At 38.7% G+C, this 20,243-nt stretch carries 17 protein-coding genes; 3 read left to right on the top strand and 14 right to left on the bottom strand.

Features of this window, described 5'->3' with window-relative positions; translation table 11 throughout:
* Position 1 precedes the first annotated feature (1 nt).
* Entirely contained in the window at positions 2–856 is an 855-nt protein-coding gene (gene efeO / locus H9631_RS06695) for an iron uptake system protein EfeO (protein WP_191811195.1), read from the bottom strand.
* A 424-nt stretch (positions 857–1,280) separates the two neighbouring features.
* On the opposite strand from efeO, the gene H9631_RS06690 reads away from it, so the two are divergent.
* The gene (locus H9631_RS06690) at positions 1,281–3,347 is read left to right on the top strand and encodes a molybdopterin oxidoreductase family protein (RefSeq protein ID WP_191811193.1); all 2,067 of its coding nucleotides are present in this window, start codon (positions 1,281–1,283) and stop codon (positions 3,345–3,347) included.
* A 49-nt stretch (positions 3,348–3,396) separates the two neighbouring features.
* Here the strand turns inward: H9631_RS06690 and H9631_RS06685 are convergent, their stop codons facing one another.
* The 4 genes from H9631_RS06685 to H9631_RS06670 all read right to left on the bottom strand — a co-directional run bounded on the left by H9631_RS06685 (position 3,397) and on the right by H9631_RS06670 (position 8,119).
* Entirely contained in the window at positions 3,397–3,810 is a 414-nt protein-coding gene (locus H9631_RS06685; protein ID WP_191811191.1) for a VOC family protein, read from the bottom strand.
* Positions 3,811–4,136: 326 nt separating this feature from the next.
* Positions 4,137–6,083 (bottom strand): LTA synthase family protein, encoded by a 1,947-nt coding sequence (locus tag H9631_RS06680; RefSeq protein WP_191811189.1) that lies wholly within the window; start codon positions 6,081–6,083, stop codon positions 4,137–4,139.
* A 731-nt stretch (positions 6,084–6,814) separates the two neighbouring features.
* A complete protein-coding gene (locus H9631_RS06675) occupies positions 6,815–7,039 on the bottom strand; it encodes a sulfurtransferase TusA family protein (RefSeq protein ID WP_191811187.1) in 225 nt (74 codons plus the stop codon).
* A 12-nt stretch (positions 7,040–7,051) separates the two neighbouring features.
* Entirely contained in the window at positions 7,052–8,119 is a 1,068-nt protein-coding gene (locus tag H9631_RS06670) for a YeeE/YedE thiosulfate transporter family protein (RefSeq protein ID WP_191811185.1), read from the bottom strand.
* A gap of 509 nt (positions 8,120–8,628) precedes the next feature.
* Here H9631_RS06670 and H9631_RS06665 point away from each other — a divergent pair.
* Together H9631_RS06665 and H9631_RS06660 are read left to right on the top strand one after the other, a co-directional pair.
* Complete coding sequence (locus H9631_RS06665) at positions 8,629–9,309, top strand: YjjG family noncanonical pyrimidine nucleotidase (RefSeq protein WP_191811183.1); 681 nt, start codon at positions 8,629–8,631, stop codon at positions 9,307–9,309.
* 218 nt (positions 9,310–9,527) lie between these two features.
* Complete coding sequence (locus H9631_RS06660; protein WP_225220904.1) at positions 9,528–10,472, top strand: MBL fold metallo-hydrolase; 945 nt, start codon at positions 9,528–9,530, stop codon at positions 10,470–10,472.
* 85 nt (positions 10,473–10,557) lie between these two features.
* On the opposite strand, the gene H9631_RS06655 is transcribed toward H9631_RS06660, so the two are convergent.
* From H9631_RS06655 to H9631_RS06615, 9 genes are all read right to left on the bottom strand, one after another.
* Positions 10,558–10,896, bottom strand: a complete 339-nt coding sequence (locus H9631_RS06655; RefSeq protein WP_191811179.1) for a helix-turn-helix domain-containing protein — start codon at positions 10,894–10,896, stop codon at positions 10,558–10,560.
* 76 nt (positions 10,897–10,972) lie between these two features.
* Positions 10,973–11,929 (bottom strand): ATP-grasp domain-containing protein, encoded by a 957-nt coding sequence (locus tag H9631_RS06650; protein ID WP_191811177.1) that lies wholly within the window; start codon positions 11,927–11,929, stop codon positions 10,973–10,975.
* Positions 11,930–11,951: 22 nt separating this feature from the next.
* Positions 11,952–13,256 carry a type III PLP-dependent enzyme domain-containing protein gene (locus tag H9631_RS06645; protein WP_191811175.1) on the bottom strand — a complete coding sequence of 435 codons (1,305 nt, stop codon included), beginning with the start codon at positions 13,254–13,256 and terminating at the stop codon, positions 11,952–11,954.
* A gap of 71 nt (positions 13,257–13,327) precedes the next feature.
* Entirely contained in the window at positions 13,328–14,176 is an 849-nt protein-coding gene (locus H9631_RS06640; RefSeq protein ID WP_191811173.1) for a GNAT family protein, read from the bottom strand.
* Positions 14,177–14,196: 20 nt separating this feature from the next.
* Positions 14,197–15,126 carry a beta-1,6-N-acetylglucosaminyltransferase gene (locus tag H9631_RS06635; protein ID WP_191811171.1) on the bottom strand — a complete coding sequence of 310 codons (930 nt, stop codon included), beginning with the start codon at positions 15,124–15,126 and terminating at the stop codon, positions 14,197–14,199.
* Positions 15,127–15,285: 159 nt separating this feature from the next.
* Positions 15,286–16,458, bottom strand: coding sequence for an aminotransferase class I/II-fold pyridoxal phosphate-dependent enzyme (locus H9631_RS06630; protein WP_191811169.1), 1,173 nt, complete (start codon positions 16,456–16,458; stop codon positions 15,286–15,288).
* 83 nt (positions 16,459–16,541) lie between these two features.
* Entirely contained in the window at positions 16,542–17,156 is a 615-nt protein-coding gene (locus tag H9631_RS06625; protein ID WP_191811167.1) for a sugar transferase, read from the bottom strand.
* Positions 17,140–18,210 (bottom strand): UDP-glucose 4-epimerase GalE, encoded by a 1,071-nt coding sequence (gene galE, locus H9631_RS06620; protein WP_191811165.1) that lies wholly within the window; start codon positions 18,208–18,210, stop codon positions 17,140–17,142. Before galE ends, H9631_RS06625 begins: the two co-directional genes overlap by 17 nt.
* A 52-nt stretch (positions 18,211–18,262) precedes the next feature.
* Positions 18,263–20,212, bottom strand: a complete 1,950-nt coding sequence (locus H9631_RS06615; protein ID WP_191811163.1) for a right-handed parallel beta-helix repeat-containing protein — start codon at positions 20,210–20,212, stop codon at positions 18,263–18,265.
* Positions 20,213–20,243: the final 31 nt, after the last annotated feature.

The raw sequence follows: 20,243 nt of genomic DNA, 5'->3' as shown, positions 1-20,243 counted from the left end.
CTCACTCCACAACAATTGCCATTTGGCTTAAAGGTTCCCCAAGATGATCGACTGCCTCTGATAGTTCTTTTGTATCTTCTTCAGACAATTTTTCATAAGACACAAAACCATCTTTATCTTTATATTGATCAAGTAAATGATTTAATGTAGAGAAATTATCCTCCAATGATTTCGTAAGATCTGCATCCTTTTCTTGTAGCTTCGCTTTGAAAATTTCAAAAATCTTTTCCGCACCTTCCACATTCGCTTTAAAGTCATACAGGTCTGTATGGGAATAAATTTCTTCTTCACCAGTAATTTTTGATGTAGAAACTTCATTTAAAAGATCAACCGCTCCCGTGATCATCAAGTCCGGAGTCACTTCCACCGTCTCCACTTTTGCACGCAGCTCTTTGACGTCATTCATCAACTGATCTGCTGTTTCCTCGTATCCTTTTGTTGTTCCTTCCTCCCAAAGACCGTATTCAATTTTATGATAGCCAGACCACTCTTCTTTTCCTTGCCCTTCTTCCTCAATGTCCGCTAAACGGGCATCAATTCGTGGATCCAAGTCTCCGAAGCTTTCAGCAATAGGTTCAGAGCGTTCAAAATACATCCGAGCAGATGCATATAGTTCCTTGGCCTTTTCAACATCGCCAGCTTTCACCGCTTCAACAAATTTTTCCGTTTCAATGACGAACTGATCAAGCTGATCCATTGCAAATTGCTTATAACTTTCCATTTCTTCATTAAGGGTGTTTTCCGTCACTACCTCTTCCCCTGCATTAGCATCTTCTTTTTCCTTTGCCGTTCCACATCCTGCTACCAAACTTGCAGAACAAATAATAAAGAGCGCAGATTTAAATACTTTTTTCATTTAGAAGCTCCTCACATTAATAGATATATAGATGATGTCCGAAAAGTCACCAAACAATAAGCTGTAAGCCTCTTTTTCTCTGCTGCTTAAACTCAGCAGTACAGTCCTTTTTGTATCCGAATTGACAACTTTTTGAGCACTCACTTATATGTTTTTTACTTTTATAATGATAATCACTCTCATTTAGGTTGTCAATTGTATTTTTCCTTTTGGTTAAATTTTGAATAACTTTATGATTAGCAAAAAAATCTCTCAATCATTTATAGCGAACAGGACGGAAAACGCTTAATCATGGTATAATTCATTGAAATAATCTTAATCAAAGGAGATGTTCAAATAGTTGCTGACAAACCTCTTCATGGGCTTGTTACAGCGAATTTGTCGGCTTTTTGAACACGAACTTAAAGAGGGAGCTCTGAGGAAAATGAATTCTTGGATCGATATAAAAGATGGTGTGGTTCCTTCCGTATGTTCTTTGGACTGCCCTGATCAATGCGGACTGCTTATCCATAAAAAAGACGGAAAAATTGTAAAAGTTGCTGGGGATCCCAATCACCCTGTGACAAAGGGAAGCATTTGCAATAAAGTGCGTAATATGGCAGAACGCCTGTATGATTCAAAGCGTTTGAGTATGCCTTTAAAACGAGTAGGTCCTAAAGGGGCAGCCAAATTTGAAACAATTACATGGGATGAAGCCATCCAAACGATTGTGGATCAGTGGGAACGCTTAATTTCTGAGGAAGGGGCAGAGTCCATCCTGCCATACAGTTTTTACGGAAACATGGGGAATATCCATTCAGAAGGAATGGATCGACGTTTCTTCAATCGGCTTGGCGCCAGCCAGCTTGAACAGACAATCTGTTCTTCGGCCGGAAGTGTTGGTTATAGCTATACAATGGGTGGGGGCTTCGGAACTGACCCTGAAGATATGTCTGATACTAAGCTGTTCATTTTTTGGGGAATCAATGCTGCCAGCACAAACATGCACCAAGTAATGATTACACAAAAAGCACGAAAAAATGGCGCAAAGCTCGTTGTCATCGACGTTCATAAAAATCAGACCGGACGTATGGCAGATTGGTTCATCCCTATTCTTCCAGGGACAGACAGCGCTCTCGCACTCGGAGTCATGCATATTTTATTTGCTGAAAAAATGGTAGATCATGAGTTTTTAGCCGAATATACAGTCGGTTATGATGAACTTGAGCATCATGTGAAGTCTTATGAACCTCAATTGGTATCAGAAATTACTGGAGTACCCGTCGCTGATATTTATAAGCTTGCACGGATGTATGGCGAAATGTCACCTTCCATGATCCGCATAGGCAACGGCTTGCAGCATCATGACAACGGTGGAATGATTGTCCGAACTATCTCCTGTCTCCCTGCTCTCACTGGCCAATGGCAATTAAAAGGCGGCGGGGCTGTTAAATCGAACAGCGGATACTTGTCTTATAATGCGAATGCTTTACAACGGCCGGAGCTTAGGAAAAAACAGGCTAGAACAATTAATATGATTCGATTGGCTGAGGCTCTGCATGATCCACAGCAACCGATCCATTCGCTTTTCGTATATTGCAGTAACCCTGCTATTGTTGCTCCAAACGCCGGGAAAGTCCGCAAAGGTTTGGAAAGAGATGACCTTTTTACAGTTGTACACGATCTTTTTCTTACAGAGACTGCCAAATATGCAGATATTGTCTTACCTGCAACTTCATCTTATGAAAATACTGATTTTTATACATCCTATTGGCATCAATATCTCCAATTGCAAGAGCCGGTCATTCCTCCTTATGGGGAGAGCAAGTCAAATGCTGATGTTTTCAGATTGCTTGCGAAAGCAATGGGCTTTGATGAGCCTGAGCTGAAGGATAGCGATGAAGAACTGATCAAGCAGGCCATGAATAACGTTCAAAACCCTTACTTCCCTGATATTAGTCTTCAGCAATTGAAGAAGGAACGATTTATTAAGGCAAAAAATACAGATGGGTACTGGAAGGATTTGAACACGCCAAGCGGCAAAATCGAACTGTATTCAAAGCAAATGGAACTGGACGGATATCCTCCTCTTCCAACACATATCCCGCTTGTAGAGGACAATGATTATCCATTTCTATTTGTCCCTGGGCCAAACCACAATTTTTTAAACTCTACATTTTCAAATAATGAAAAGCACGCAAAGCTTGAAAAAGCCCCGCAATTATTTATGAATAGCTCGGATGCTGAAAGGCTAGGAATTGAAGACGGTTCTTTTGTTCGAATATGGAATGATCGAGGGGAATGCGAAATGACTGTCTCAGTTGGAGAACAAGTCTTGCCTAGTGTTGTCGTCAGTCAAGGGCTTTGGTCTGATCAATTTGGGAACAAACATCTCGTCAATGCTCTTACCCCTGACAGGGTAGCTGATATGGGGGGCGGTGCTGTATTTTTTTCAGGAAAAGTAAACGTGGAATTGGTAATGAAAACTTCTCCAATCGCAAAAACCGATTAAAAATTCAGCGGGGACTCATGTGGATCATGAGCCCCCGCTTTTTCCTCATTTATTCTGTGTGGCTGAGCTGCCAGCCAATGCCGAACTTATCCGTCACTTTACCATAGGATTTGCTGAAGAACGTTTCTTGGAGCTCCATGTCGACTGTCCCGCCTTGACTTAGTTTATGAAAAACGGACTTTACATCATCCATATTCTTACTGACGTATGCAAGTGTGATATTGTTCCCATTTTCTACTTCATTCCCTGGAAAAGTATCCGAGAACATCACATTGCTCCCTTCGATATTCAAGTGTGCATGAATAATCCTGTCTTTAACTTCTTCAGGAACAGGGTAGTCAGGATTCGAAGGAGCTTCTCCGAATGTCATAATATGAGGCACTTCAGTTTGAAATGCCTCAGCATAAAATTCTACTGCTTCCCTGCAATTTCCATTAAACATAAGATAAACATCAACAGCCACATGAATCACTCCTTTTCATTTATTAGACAAATTATATACCATTCCTTTTCTCTCCACAAAAAAGAACCTGTCCAAATTTAAAATCTATTATATTCATCATTTACAATTGAAGCCAAGATTCATTAAGATAGCCCGGACTTCAAAATCACTCATCTGTTCACCAATTGGCCCTGGTATTTTCATCAGAGCGTTTTAGAAAAGAACACTGTCTTTCTTTTCTAAAGATCATGTTCCTGCATCTATGATTTCCAAATTCCCCTCTGTTACTAGGCGCACAAAAAGGCGAAAGGAAACAAGCTGTTTCCTTTCGCCCAGTTTACACTGATTTATTTTTCCTCAGTAGATGAAGTTTTTCCTGTTTCAGGTTTTCCGTAAGTATATTGTCTCGGGTCAACTGGAGTCCAATCCTTATTAGGTGTGTAGAATCTCAATAAATCCCCGTACATTACTTTATCTGATAATTGAAGATCACGGATAACAGAATCATTGATCTCCAACATTTCTTTCGTTGGTTCTTCAATCTTTTCTTTTGTTTCAGTATCGTAATATACACCATCGACTTTGCTGAATTTTTCAGTCATAAAGTCACCATTTCTAAATGGTACATATGCTTTATGGTCTTTTGAAAATAAGTCGGTTCCCATTTGAATATAATCTTGGGCTTTGTTACCTTGCAAATGAAGCAGTGTCGGCATAACATCTACCTGGCCAGCGTACTCATGGTTCACACCTTGGCCTTTCACGCCAGGCACTCTGATCATTAATGGTACACGCTGCAATTCAGCATGTTTCAATGGAGTGATCTCTTCTCCAATCAGTTCCTCCATTGCACGGTTATGGTTATCGGATATACCGTAATGGTCTCCGTAAATAAGAATGACAGAATCATCGTATAAACCTTCTGCCTTCAAATCGTTTACGAACTGCTCCAAAGCTTCATCCAAATAGCGAGCTGTTTGGAAATATCTATCCACTGAAGCATCTCCCGTTTCAGCAGGTGCAATCGTTGCATCCTCTTCATCAATCAGGTAAGGATGGTGATGTGTCACCGAAATGAGATGCGCATAAAACGGTTGTTTCAATGATTTTAGCATTGGAATGGATTCTTCGAAAAACGGCTTATCTTTTAACCCGTAGCCGATAACATTTTCATCGGACATATCATAGTAGCTTGCATCAAAGAATTTGTCTACACCAAACTCTTTATAAATTTCATCGCGGTTCCAGAAAGATTTGTAATCACCATGCAGTACAGAAGTTGAATACCCCTGTTGGTGTAAAATCGCTGGCAATGCCTGGTACGTATTATTCCCTTTCATCACAAACGCAGAGCCTTGCGGCAACCCATATAACGAATTGTCCATAATCAACTCCGCATCAGCTGTTTTCCCTTGTTCAGTTTGATGGAAGAAGTTATCAAAATACGTATAGTCAGAATCCCGCACCAAAGAATTTAGAAAAGGAGTGACCTCTTCTCCATGCAGCTTGTAATCTATCAAAAAGGTTTGGAAAGATTCCAAATGGATTTTAATAATATTTTTCCCTTTGGCCTTGCCAAAGTACTCGGGATTTGGCTGGGCATACTTTGCCTTCGTGTAGTTCTCGACTTCCGTCATATCATCACTCGATGCCATTACCCGCTGCTTGGAAGATTTAAAGCTCTGAACAGCGTCATAAATGGTAAAGTTATAGGCTCCAAGATATTTAACAATATAGTTTCGGTCAAAAGTTCGCTGCAATAACTGTGGACGGTCAATCTCTGCAAGTCCTAGATTTACAACAAACAAAACAACACCTGAAGTCAAAACGATCAAAGGCTTGCGAATCTTGATACGATCCGTGGACCAATTTCCCTTCGCCTTGACAAAAAAGGCAACCATGATGATAATATCCAGCGCATAAAAAATATCATGCCAAGCCACTAGGTTCGCGATACTTCCACCAAGACTCCCAAAATTGCTTGTTTGGGTCAAAGTCGGGATGGTGATAAAATCGCTATTAAAGCGATAAAAAACAACATTGGCATACAGTAAGAAGCTAAGTGCTGAATATATAGAAATCAGCCATACACCAATACGTTTACCCTTCGCAAATAAAGCTAGGCCTAAAAAAATCAGCGCGGAGTTCAGCGGGTTAAAGAACAGCAGGAACTGCTGCATTCCATTTTTTATTCCCAGGTTAAATTCAGTTTGATAGATAATATACGTTTTAATCCAGAAGAAAAGCACCATTACAGTAAAAAAGCCCGTTTTTGTACTCAAGAATTTCTTCATTGGTCTCACCTCAAATATTTTAGGGCTGTTAAATTACAAAAAATAACCCAAAACAGAGACATTAAACATCCTGCCTTGGAGTTTTAAAACTGTTACATTTTACTTTATATGAAACTCATCATTAAAAATTGATACCTAACTATTAAACCACATGTTGGTCAATCAGTAAACCCAAAAGATAAAGTGCAAACGCTATTATCGAAAATAAATTTGTTAAATGGTGGGGAATTAGCGGGGAAACTGCGGTAAACCAGCAAAGAAAAAGCTGTCTTAGTACTGATTGAGGCAATGTGATAAAATGTCGAACTTTTTCTTGATCAAGTGCTCCTTGGCATATCTGCGCCCAGATTTTATCGAGCTTTGCTCAATAAATTCCCTCTGAAAATCTGTGGCATCCGCTGGAGACCTTAACTTCTTTCAGCCGGGGGTTGAACCCCCAATTCATCTCACTACTTACAGAAGCGGGAGACGTCTGCCAAATAAGTTCTCCATCCCTAGAACCATAACGATCGTGAGTGAAAATATCGGATATCCCGATTTTAGTGTAGATAAAATAGGATAGCTGACTTTTGTTTACTATATTTAATAGTAAAATCAGGCTAATACCTAATCAAAGAAAAAGGCAGTATTAGTATTTAAATTAACCGCATCCTTAATAAATAAAAGAATAAAAGCAAAAAGGCATGATCAAAACTTGCACGCTTTGGTCATACCCCTTCTAAATGTGCAGATTATTTCTTTTTTATGGTTATTGTCCAAGCAGCCTCACTTAGCAATTCAAAGTTAGTGACTTCATAGCCAGATTCAGCCGCCCAGCGCGGAATGCTTTCAGTCGCTTGTGTACAGTCAAAATTGATAACCAACTCATCTCCAACTGAAATCTTCTCAATTGCCTCTTTTGCTTCCACTAACGGAAATGGGCAAACTTGCCCCATTACATCCAAAGTTGTTGACATTTGAAACTCCTCCTACGCGGTGACAGTTGTATCGGATACAACTGTATTCTTTTTGGTTTTTGGGCGGACAAAGACAAAATACGAGGCCGTCCACGTTCCTAAAATGATAAATAATAGAGAAACCCAGCCTTGCCATGTCATCATAGCAGTCATGACCAAGCCATTTCCGATAGAGCATCCCCCGGCAAGGCTTGCACCGAATCCCATTAAGTTACCGCCAATGAAACTTGAGATTCCTGTTTTTACATCAGGCATTCTAAAACGAAATTCCCTGCTTCCTTTTGCTGCAGTAAAAGAGCCTAAAAATATCCCTAGTACAAGAAACACACCCCAGTTAACATACTCCTGATTGCCACTTATAAGAAACTGAAGAATATTAGCAGAAGGAGTTGTGATTCCCAAACCAGCCATTCTTCCAGTCGCTTCACTAAGCGGCCAAGCCAAAATGGCAATTCCTCCGATGAGAAGAGCTGTAAAAAATGGATGCCAACGTTTTTCGAAAAGCAAATGGCTCAATCCTGTACGTCTAGGCTTCATTGTCGGAATGGCAATCTTAGGTTTCTTCAATTCTCTTACAATAAGCCAAAGAACAATCGCAATAAATCCAACAATATAGATCCAAACAGAAATTCCAGTCGATTCTGCAATGGAGTTAGTAGATATTTTCACAGACTTCATTGATTGATCAATCGGAACCAAGACTCCTGACTTCATCACTGCACTCATAAACATATACCCGAACAAAGCAATCCAACTGCCAAGAAGTCCTTCTCCTGCGCGGTACCATGTCCCTGTCGCACAACCTCCAGCAAGCACAATGCCTACTCCAAAAATAAAAGATCCACTGATAGTAGCCACCCAGGAAAATTCTCCTGCCGTAAATTCAATAGCTCCAAATTGGATTAATGTATAAACACCGATGCTTTGAACAGCAATGGCGATTAATAACGCATAAAACATGCGGTAATCTTTAGCAATATACATATCACGAAATCCGCCAGTTAAGCAAAAACGACCCCTCTGCATGACAAAACCTAGCAGCGCTCCGCACAGAAGACCCGTGACAATCATTTGAACCATTCTTTTATCCTCTCCTTCTCAAATGAGCCTTGACGTATTTGCGCCCAGATTTTATCGAGCTTCGCTCGATAAATTCCCTCTGGAAGTCTGCGGCATCCGCCGGAGGCTTTAACTTTGTTCAGCCGAGTTTTGAGCCTCCACTGAATGGAATAGCAGTAAGCTTTCATCTCACCACTTGAAGTCGGGAACTTCTTCTGAAGTTAAACCACAGTAATTACATTGGTTTTATAAGATAATTTTAATTGTTTCATAATCTGTCGTCAAGAGCGCAATTTTCTTAGAATAATATATGGTAATGTGGATTAGATTACTTAGTGCTTTCAAACTTGATAGTGGCCACGGTCAACCGAGAAATCTGAATAAATCCCAACGATCGAGTAAAATCAAAAATAGGCAATTGTACTTATTGTTGTCATTCAGAGATTTAGTGTGAACTATCCCCTAAAATTATTGGTATGTCGTCGAAGCTATTTCAGCTTCTACAATCTCGATAAACGATGGAGGTAAATATGCAATACGAAGTAATACTGTTTGACATGGATGATACCTTGTTTGACTTTAGACTTTCAGAAGAAGAGGCTTTTGAAAAAACTTTTTTGGAATTTGGTATGACAGAAGGTGGAGTAGCTTACCGTGCAAGTTACAGAGACATCAGCTCTATATTGTGGAGGGAGCTGGAACAAGGTATGATTAGGCTGTCCGAACTGAAGGTGGAGAGATTCAGGAGGCTTTTCCTGAAGCATGAGCTTGAAATAGATGCCAAAAAATTCGGAAACAGGTACCTAGAAAATTTAGGAAAAGGCGCCTACCTTAAGACAGGTGCAGAGAACTTATGTAGAAAACTTTCTGATTACCGCCTAGCTGTTTTATCAAACGGCTTTCATGCTGTCCAAGATTCCCGAATCAAAAGATCGGCTCTTCACAATACATTCGTGGATTTAATTACGTCCGAAAGTGCTGGATACCAAAAACCAGACTCAAGGATTTTTGATTATGCCTTTTCTAAACTCCAAATTGAAGACAAAGATCAAGTGTTAATTGTTGGTGATTCTTTGACTTCTGATATTAAAGGAGGATTAAACTACGGAATTGATACGTGCTGGTTTAATCCCGATCACCGAAAAAACCTTACTGATGTTCAGCCAACCTATGAAATTCAGGAGTTGACAGACCTGCTAAAATTTGTCTAAAAGTTCAATAAGGGACAGCTTAAAAGTTTTATTACCGAATAATCATTTGAAAAAGGATCGGCATCAAATACCTCCAATATTTTTAAACAAAGCAATGACAAAAATGAATGCGAAAGAAGCTTTCTGCATTCATTTTTGCCTTACTTTGAATTATAGGAGAGCTGCATTATATTTAACCTGTGCTATCATAAAGTTATCTAATTTAAGGAGTGACTAGATTGTTAGAAATATTCCCGATCATCGTTCCGGTCAAGTCTTCTTTAAAAAGTATTAATTTCTATTTAATTAAAGCTGATCAGTCCCTCCTATTGATTGATGCTGGTTTAAATAATGACGATTGTTGGAGGGCTCTAAACAAAACATTAAGTAAAAACGGCTTTGACATAAGCGACATCACCCATATTTGCCTGACTCATCATCATATTGACCATGTCGGACTCGTGAACAGAGTGGTCTCTGCTAAGCCAATTCCGGTATTCGCGCATCCTCTCTCTTTTCCTCGATTAAAAAGGGAACCGGAATTTATTCAAATGAGGATTGAATTCTTTGATAAACTTTACAGAGAAATGGGATGCGGAGAGGCTGGACAAAAACAGGTAGAACATCTGAGAAAAGCGGCGAAAATGAACCAGTCGCAAAAAATCGAATGTGATTTGCATGAATTAGCCACAGGGTCCTTTGAAAATTTCAAAGTTCTGGAAGTACCTGGTCATGCTCCTGATCAAATAGCATTCTACCATTCGAATACACGGAAACTTTTTGCTGGCGATCTTCTAATCAGCCATATTTCCAGCAATGCCCTCGTGGAGCCTACCGGAAATGGGAAGAGAACCCAATCACTCTCTCTTCATTTAGATTCAATGAAGAAATGCTTAGAACTCTTTGTTGGCACTGTTTTCTCAGGGCATGGCGTGGTAATAGAAAATCATCGTGAACTGATCGAAAGAAGAATCGCGGGGGTTGACAGAAAGGCGGATAAATTTCTTTCACTGATTGATGCAGGCTGTGTAACTGCTAGCGAGGTGGCAAAAAGATATTATGGGGATACATATGAACAGCAATTCTCACTCGTTATGTCAGAAGTAATTGGACACCTGGATTATTTAGAGGAAAAGGGGAAAATTGGGAGATCTCTTAAAAATGGGGTTTGGACTTACGAATAACGTTTGATACATATCGCCAAGTAGTTTGTGATACTTGGCGATATATCAAGTCTAGATATCCATAACTGATTTATATTTTACAGAATCATTCAGTCATTTTTTCTTTCTGCCATTTAATAAATTCAATTAATGTTCTGTATTCTTCAATTTGATTTTTATCAATTCCTGTTTCTTTTAGCTCACTGACAAATTCCCACCATTCACTTTCTATACATTCCTGTGGCTTCCCCTCCGATTCGATTAGTGTTGTTACGTTCACTTCCAAAATAGCAGCTATTTTGTTTATGACTTGAATAGAGGGGTTATCATTTATATTTCTTTCAAGTCCACTTATATAAGATTTTGAGATATTTGCTCTCTCTGCCAGCTCGGATAATGTCATGCCTCGCTTCTTTCTTAATTCTACAATTTTTCTCCCTATCATAGATTCATACCTCAACGTTCTATAAATTTTTTCGGAAGTGAAAGATCAAGCTTCTCCCGTCATTTTGCATAATGACTTAGATAACCATCACATGATCATATTTGACCATGGTACTTCCCTCTGTATAATCGCCTGCCGGAATATTGGCTTCTCCCCGAATATTATTGATAATATTATTAACGAAATTCTGCCCCATTTCGTGGGCGTGCAGGTATCCTCCTCCGAACCTTGGATTGATTTCTGATACAGCATACCCGGCTTCCGTTTTAAAACAGTCAATATCTATAGGGCCCAAAGGCTGTAAAGCTTCAATTAGCTTTTCAATCACTTGCTTTAGTATGGGATCTTTGACAGCTATGGATTTATCAGTTTCACCGGCTCTCATATTAATCTTTCTTTTGAGAAAAACATTAGTGGTTTCCTTTGAAAGTAAATCTATATAACAATCAGCACCAAATTCCTCCCCATCCATATAAGGCTGAAAAATATATTCCTGCTGTCCTGTCTTGAAAGGCTCCATTTCTTTTATACAATTCACTAGATGTATTCCGATACTGGCACTGCCATTTCTAGGCTTAACGATGATAGGAAAATGGATTTTTTTGCTGTCTATGTCTTTTAGAACATCATTCATATTAATATAGGTTGGAACCGGAGCTATACCATTTGCCCGTAAAAATTGGTAGGTCCGATACTTGTCATAGCAAATATCAACCACTCTTTTTTCAGGGACTATAATTTTTATGCCATCATTTTCAAACTGTTCTTTAACACTGGCTAATAAAGATAATTCAGGATCTATCAATGACAAAATGCCCTTGATGTGATATTTCTTGCACAGTTTTTTTAAATATGGAATATAATCGGGATGGTCTATACGAGGTACAATCTCAAATATATCAGCGTGATATAAGGCCGCTGCAGTCTGATCACAGTCTGCAGCAACTACTTTTCCGCCAATTTTATAAAGCTCCTCTTTAAAATATTGAATCAGCTTCACCCTGCGCCCAACACTGCAAATTAATATATTCATAAACATCCCCCTTCAAACGTTTTTAGAAAACATATATTTCTTCATTGAAAAACTGCCTAATCGTCTCTTTTTTCCGTGCGACAACGACTTTTCTATTATCCATGGCTACTATTCCAGGGCGTTCTTTAATAAAAGGAGGATTAAAAACAATTGTATAGGCTCCGACATTTTCAAAAATTATATAGTCGTCTTCCATTGGCAGCCTGTCTTTGATTTCAGAAGCAAGATAATCCTTCTCCATACATGTGTATCCCACGATATTAAAAGTTTTCTTCCCCCTACTGCAATCATGCTTTCTTCTTATAATCCTCATCGGAAGATTATTTTTATGCAGGGTTGGTTTTACGTTATGGACACTACCGTCCACCAGCACAAAATAGTCATTCCTGATTTTTTTGCTTTCGATCACTTTTGCAATAAATAAAAAAACATTGGCAACCATCGCTACTCCTGGCTCCAATATCAAAAAAGGCTTCTTATCAACATCCTTGAATTCTTTATTCATAATTCCGCAGATTGTTTCCGCATAATCGTCAAATGTCGGAACGAATAGGTCATAAGGTTTTGGCAATTCTCCGTATATCCCTCCGCCGATGTCAATATACTCCAGACTGTCCAAAATATTTTCTTTAGCCAGTTTGCAAAGGTTCTGGGTAATAATTTTATAAGATTCTATGCTCCTGTCTTTCGTAGAAAAGTGCCCATGTAACCCTATTATTCGAATATTTTCTTGCTCTCTTAATTCTGATAAAGCATATTCCAAGTTCCCATTGTCGACACAAATTCCGAACCTGCTGTATTTATAGCCTTCCTGAAGTTCACTGACACCATTTTGAGAAATATCAAAGTTAACCCTTAACCCAATCGGCACCTCGATTTCGGGGTTCCTAGCTGCGAAGCTCTTTACAAAGTCGATTTCATACAAGGAGTCGATATTGAGAATACTCTTATTGCTCAAGGCAAAATAGATATCATCTATATTTTTTAAGGGGCCGTTGAAAATAATCCGTGTTGGATCCTCACCTATTTTCAGCGCCAAATCGTACTCCAGGCGTGAAACGACCTCAGCGTATGCTCCTAACCTAGATAATTCCTTGCACAAATGCGGTAAATAATTTGTCTTATAGGAATAGCCAATAATCAAATTTTTATATCTGCTTCTAAAAGCCTCATCTATTTTTCTGTAATTCTCTTTTAGCTTGTTAACGTCTAACACATAAAAGGAAGAGCCAAGTTCATCCTCTAGTTTCTGAATACCGTCATAGTCTAACAATTCATGTTCCAATCTCGGGCTGCTTCTTACTGTACTTGTAATTGAACGTTCCACAAATTTCCCTCCATTAATTTCTCCGTAACTAGTCGCAGAAGCAACCAGTCTCTTTTTTTCAGGAAATACGTTTATTTCTGTGAATTGGACACAGTTTCAAAAGTAAAAGCGTACTCTTCTTTTCGTCTCCATTTATAGTAAAAATGTAAAATGAGTAAAAAGAGCTTTCCACGAATTCCATTCGCATTATATATTCTTACATCATAGCCATTAACAGATCCGAAAGATTTTTTATATTGATTGACATTTCTTCCTTGTTCATTATTTTCTCCGAAAATCTTTCCACCAAAGTTATACCAACTGCACCCTCGTTTTTTTGCACTTTGTATATTTTTCCAATCCAAATATTTATTGGCCCTGCCAATTATCTGGCCATTTTTGGAATCACCCTTTTTATATCGTCTCAATACAGAATAAATCCCGTATGCCTGCTTGGTATTAATTAAATAGGCGTGTGCACAAAGAACTTGATGATCCTGATTCGTGATATATGAAATCACTAATGCCTCTTTATCCCTTATTGCTTTTAGCTTCCTTATATTGCATCTCTTTATATTGATTTCTTTTGCAAACTCATTGTAAAATTCACTAAATTTTCCGATCTCTTCATCTGTAGGATTCTCAAGCTCTGTCAATATAAACTCCTCATTATTAATAGCCTTTCTGATATTCCTTCTTGTACTCCGACTCATATTACTGAAAATTATTTCCTCAGACTGCCTTAAATCAATTAAGTAATTAGGGAGTAATAAACATACTGATCCCTTAGGCTTAACAAAATTATCTAAATCCTCATCTGAAGTAAAGAGCCTCATATTTAATGAAACCTGCATTCTAGATTTCATTAAATTGGGAGCACTTCCTTTTCCAACCCGCTCCATAACATTTAAAAATCCTATTTTATAATTAAAAGTTAACATTTTTCCTCCTAAACAATGCTTCAAACGGAACGTAGTTCTTGTTTGTCATAATTGATGGTTCCAACACTGACCTTATGCGCGAAATAATCTACCACTGAACAGTCGATATCCTCATCAAATTTCCGGGCAAAATATTGACCTGATTTCTCAATTGACTCTATATCCTCTTCTTTTAAATAAAGAGGGGAGTTGCGCGTTTGAATGGTATTGCCCCAATTGACATACATAAAATTCTCATTGACTACCTTTTCCCTGTAATGGGAATTCATAATGAGTGTATGAAAGAACCATTCATCTGGACATAATGTATTCTCAAAATATTGGTAATACCAAGGGTTTGCATCCATAAAATCGATCATATATTGAGCTACTTCCAACGGCATAGAAAACCATTGCGCTCCATTATACAGTTGATAATCTTCTGGCCACTCATTTTTGTTTGGAAATAAGTTGAGCCCCTTCCGGTACAAGCTTTGGACAATGCTCCTATATACTCGAACAGGGTGAAATGATGTATACCTTCTTCGTGTGACCTTGGGCCAATGTATCTTCATCAAACCTGAATTTTTTTTATCTACTTTTCTCAAAGTCATATAAATGTTTTTTTTGTTCCTTTCCAATGCCTCCTTAAACCCATTCTTGACCAACAGGTCCTGACCGCTTCTCAAACATATGAAATCATAATCCTTCTGCGCAGCTAAAACTTCTCTTATCAATAGAAGAGTCGTATCAACTTGACTAATATCGCCCCATTCACATACAATCGCCTTGTCTAATACTTTTACATTTTTATTTTTTATCAATTTACTGCCAATTTGATCGTTCCTTTTATCAATATGGATATACACATCTGCCTGATCATTCGAAATCAGCTGATGAATAAACTTGTTTACTTGCCCAGGATTTTTGTGTATTTGTAAAATAAAGGCGGTCTTTTGAGCAGCACTCACTTTCATATCCCCTTTTCATCTAAGAAAATGATCAATGACCAAGTTTAGATTCAATCCTTCGAATAACTTCATTGATTAGTTCCTTTAATCCCAACTCTTCTGCTTGTTTAACTCTTTTTTGCGTATACAGTAAAAGTTGATATAGCTCACTCTGCGTCATTAAATGATTTCACCCTTGCAAATGTCATTTATGGAAAAGAAGTCCAAAATTCTATTAATCACTTTCGCTTGCTGTCCTTTAGTCATCCCAGAACCAGAAGGAAGACAAATACCTTTTTCAAATAACTCTACCGCTACATGTTCGTCTTCATTATGAGGGTAGTAGGCAGTCCCTTTAAATAGAGGCTGTAAATGGAGAGGCTTCCAAACATGTCTTGCCTCTATATTGGCTTCATGTAAAAAATTCAACAAGTCACACTTTGAAACTCCCTGACTCTCATCTATCAATAATGATGTCAGCCATCGATTCGAAAAGGAGTTTTCCAGCTCACTCATGAAGGTGATCCCGGGCAATCCTGATAAATAAAATTTATATTGATTGAAAATCAATCTTCTTGACTGAACTCTATGTTCAAGCACCTCTAATTGGGCCCTTCCAATGCCAGCCAGAATATTACTCATCCTATAGTTAAAGCCTATTTCACTATGCTCATAATGGTCAGCATTATCTTTTGCCTGCGTTGCCCAAAACCTGGCTTTATCTAAGGCATGCTGATTGTTCGAAACGAGCATCCCCCCTCCAGATGTTGTGATGATTTTATTTCCGTTAAATGAGTAGATTCCGAATTCTCCCATCGTGCCGCCCGCTCTACCTTTATAAGTAGAACCAAGAGACTCCGCTGCATCTTCTATGACTGGCACTGAAAACTTGTTGCATATATTTAAGATTTCATCCATCTTTGAAATTTGACCGTAGAGATGGACAACTAGAATCGCTTTCGGGAGTGCACTATCCGCCTTCGCATCTTTTAAGGCCCTTTCTAATGCTTGTGGTGACATGTTCCATGTATCCGGTTCAGAATCAATAAATACTGGCTTTGCCCCTAGATACAAGATGGGATTAGCGCTGGCTACAAAAGTAAGCGTTGAGCAAAGTACAGTATCTCCGGGGCCAACGCCCAGAAGCCGTAAAGCCAAATGAATTGCCGCAGTTCCTGAATTGACAGCAACAGCACCTTTCACCCCTACTGAGGATGCAACCTCCTTTTCAAACTGATCCACATTCGGTCCCAATGGTGCAATCCAGTTCGAATCAAAAGCATCTTGTATATATTTCTGTTCATTTCCACTCATATGTGGCGGTGAAAGATAAACAGTCTCTTTTTTATTCATCACTTTTTCCCACCTCGCAAAGCTGATTAAAGAATCATTCTATTGAATTTTTCCGCATGGTTCTTTTAACGCATCAATCAAAATTAATAGGAAGTTCGTTTCTTATTTCCACAATCTCCTTCAAAGTCTGGCATAGTAACATGGCTGCCATTGTTAATCCCCTCAGATTTCAATACCTTTTTAATCGTTAGTAAAAGTATCTTACAATCTAAAAAAAAGCTTTGATTCTTGACATACCAAATATCCAGCTCAAACTTTTCTTCCCATGTTATCGCATTCCTTCCATTTACCTGAGCCCACCCTGTCATTCCTGGTTTGACCAGATGCCGTTGGGCCTGTTCCTCAGTATATAGCGGGAGGTATTTCATCAGTAATGGCCTCGGCCCTATTAAACTCATCTCTCCCTTCATAACATTTACCAGCTGCGGCAGCTCATCCAAACTTAACTTTCTAATCACTTCGCCAAATAGACTCAATCGTTTATGTTCAGGCAGTAAATTTCCATCTTCATCTCTTTCATCTGTCATCGTCCGAAACTTATACAACATGAATGGTTCACCATTCAAGCCCGGCCGCATCTGTTTGAAAATAACCGGACTGCCTAGCTTCATTCTGATTAACAAAGCCGTTAACACTATTAAAGGTAGGAAAAAAGTAAAACAGGTTGTAGAGACAATTAAATCAAAGGCTCTCTTCATAATTCACCACCGTATTTGCACTCGTAATGTAATGAAGTTTATGCGTAATATATCCCTCTGGATTATAAGACTGCCATCTCCATGTATCTTCGCACATTTCAATAATTCCTTTTGAAGCTCTCCAACCAAGCTCTCTTTGTGCTTTTGCTGGATTTGCATAACTAATATCGATATCCCCAGGTCGCCGCTCTACAAAACAGCATGGGATTTTCTTTCCAGCTGCCTTCTCAAACGCACCAACCATGTCCAGTACACTGTGCCCCTTTCCAGTTCCAAGATTATATGTTTGAATCCCTGTTGATCCCAACAATTTTTCAAGTGCTTTGACATGCCCGGCAGCCAAATCGACCACATGAATATAATCCCTGACACCCGTCCCGTCTTTAGTTTGATAATCTTTTCCAAATACTTTCAGTTCATTCAGCTTTCCAATGGCCACCTGCGAAATATACGGGATCAAGTTATTGGGAATCCCATTCGGATCCTCCCCAATCAGTCCGCTCTCATGAGCCCCAATCGGGTTGAAGTAACGCAAAAGGGCAACATTCCATTCCGGATCAGATACTTGCAAGTCACCGAGCATGTTCTCGATAATCTGCTTAGTACGTCCGTACGGATTTGTTGCCCCTACTGGATCGTCTTCGGATATGGGTACAGAAACAGGATTGCCATATACCGTAGCCGAAGAACTGAACACCATTCTTTTTACTCCATGCTTTGTCATCGCCTCACACAAACGCATCGTTCCAGTTACATTATTATGATAGTAGGCAAGTGGAAAATTCACCGACTCTCCAACAGCCTTGAATCCTGCAAAATGAATAACAGCCTCAATCTTATTTTCTATGAAAATTTCATTTAAAGCAGTGCTATCCAATATATCTGCTTTATAAAAGCTCAAAGACTTTCCTGTAATTTGACGAACCCTCTTCAATGACTCCTGTTTGCTGTTTGATAAATTATCTACTACTATGATCTCATAACCAGCATTCAGCAATTCCACACAAGTATGACTGCCAATATATCCTGCTCCGCCTGTCACTAATATTTTCATTGGCCACATCCTCACATAAAAAGTGCTTCAGACAATAATATGCTGAAGCACACTAATTAAACTTATTTTCTTCAACTGATCCTATTAATGATTTTGGAACCCTGATTTCGTTCACTTTATTACCAATTAACAAGTTTCCTTTTATCACTACATCCTTCACCAACATAGATTCACTGGATAATTCAATGACTGCCTCCATAGAAGAGTCGTTCGTTTCACCTGTTGTATGTTTGATAAAATTATTTGAAATGGTTAGGTCTTTCAAGGAACCTTTTCCATTATCGCTCTGGTATATTCCTCTTTTTCCCCCAGTTATTACATTATCCTTGATCAAAACATTATTTATTGACATGTGTGGCTCTATTAAAATAAATACACCCGAGGTATCCTTGATCTGATTACTAACCATCTTTATATTGAAATTCTCCCCCTGCAGCAATAATGCGTATCCGCTGTTGGTCTCAAAAGTGTTAGAATCGACAGTCAGCTCTGCCGTTGCTTCATTCTTTGTACTGGAGGTTTTAACACCATCCAAAAAATTTAAAAATATATTATTTGATATTGTTGTATCAACAATAGAATCGGAAGCGAATAAATACACTCCGTTCCCCTTACCTATTCCATTAAATTTATTACTAGAAATAAAAGTTCTTTCCGCTCCAGCTGTAATGTTTATTCCATCAGCAGCCGAACTAATCGTATTGTCAAATATGCGAGTTCCTGTTGAAATTAATCGGCCGTTATCGCCCCCCTCAATCTGAATCCCACTTTCTCCTTTTATAAGATTGCTATAAATAGATAAATCTTTGTTTCTTCTCCAAACAAATATGTCAGATACAAATAGCTCGTTATTATAAATCTCTGCACCAGATGTATCCATCACAAGCATTGAGCATTCAGGGCCCTCGACGACATTGTCTGCAAAAACAACACCATGAAAAAAATAACCCGAGTGACCCTTGCGAGCCGTTCCTGAATCGGAGCCAGCCAATAATACACAATATTCACTCGAGTTGGTGCTAATGTTATTGCCAGTGATCACTGCATCAAAAAGTTGAATTTCTTCCCATGGTTCAAAATGGATGGCTGGCCGACCAGTCTTGGATGTTATTTTATTGTTATAGATAAACAGATGATTCGTCTGCTCTATTACAAGTTGCGACCGCTGATTCTCAAGGATGATGTTATTAGACACAGTTACGTAATTGCTTGTTTCTTTGGAACCTGATATTGAAATACCGTCTCCAACCGCATTCATCAGTCGATTGTTTTCAATCACAAGATTATTTTTATCAAAAGCAAATATACAATGCATATGTTCTGTGCCATTTGGATGCTTTTGATAATTGCCATCACAAGTAATGGATTGAACTTTAGTATCATTATTCATTGTGATTAAACGGGTATATTCGTCGTTTGCTCTGTCCGACAACTTCAATATAACCTGGTCTCGACTTTGACCGACTAGGTTTATTTTGGGCTTAAGGAAAATGGGCTTTAAAATATATGTCCCGTAAGGAATAAAAATATCTCCCCCACCTTTGGCTGCCAAATGATCAATTGCTTGCTGAAACGAACTTGTATCGTCATGGATTCCGTCACCATATGCTCCGTAATCTTTTACATTGACCGAGAGCCTTTTTTCAGAGACTGATACTGAAAAAGTTTCCGTCAGTCCTTCAAAAAAAACACTTACCTTTGCTGCTCCCAGACCAGTACCTGTGATGGCACCGGAAGAATCGACAGTAACTACTTTTTCATTAGTGGTAGTATAAGTTCCAAGTTTTGATATATTTTTTTTGGAACCATCAGAATACACAGCCGTTGCAAAAATAATTTCCCTTTCTTTCATTATCAATTCATAATGGGCTTTGTTGAGACTAATTGATGTTGGGACGGCCTTTTGTTCTTTTTTATTCCCATCAAAAATAAAAAGGGCCATAATTAAGAGTACAGACAGCAATAATATAATGAAGATGTAATATCTACTAAATAAATTCACATTCCTTTGTCTCACCATTCTTTCGTTAAAA

Origin of the sequence: Bacillus norwichensis (genome assembly GCF_014836955.1) — a bacterium.
Taxonomy (GTDB): domain Bacteria; phylum Bacillota; class Bacilli; order Bacillales; family Bacillaceae_C; genus Siminovitchia; species Siminovitchia norwichensis.
Note: the sequence above shows the minus strand (reverse complement) of the source record. Positions and strands in the feature narration are given on the sequence as shown.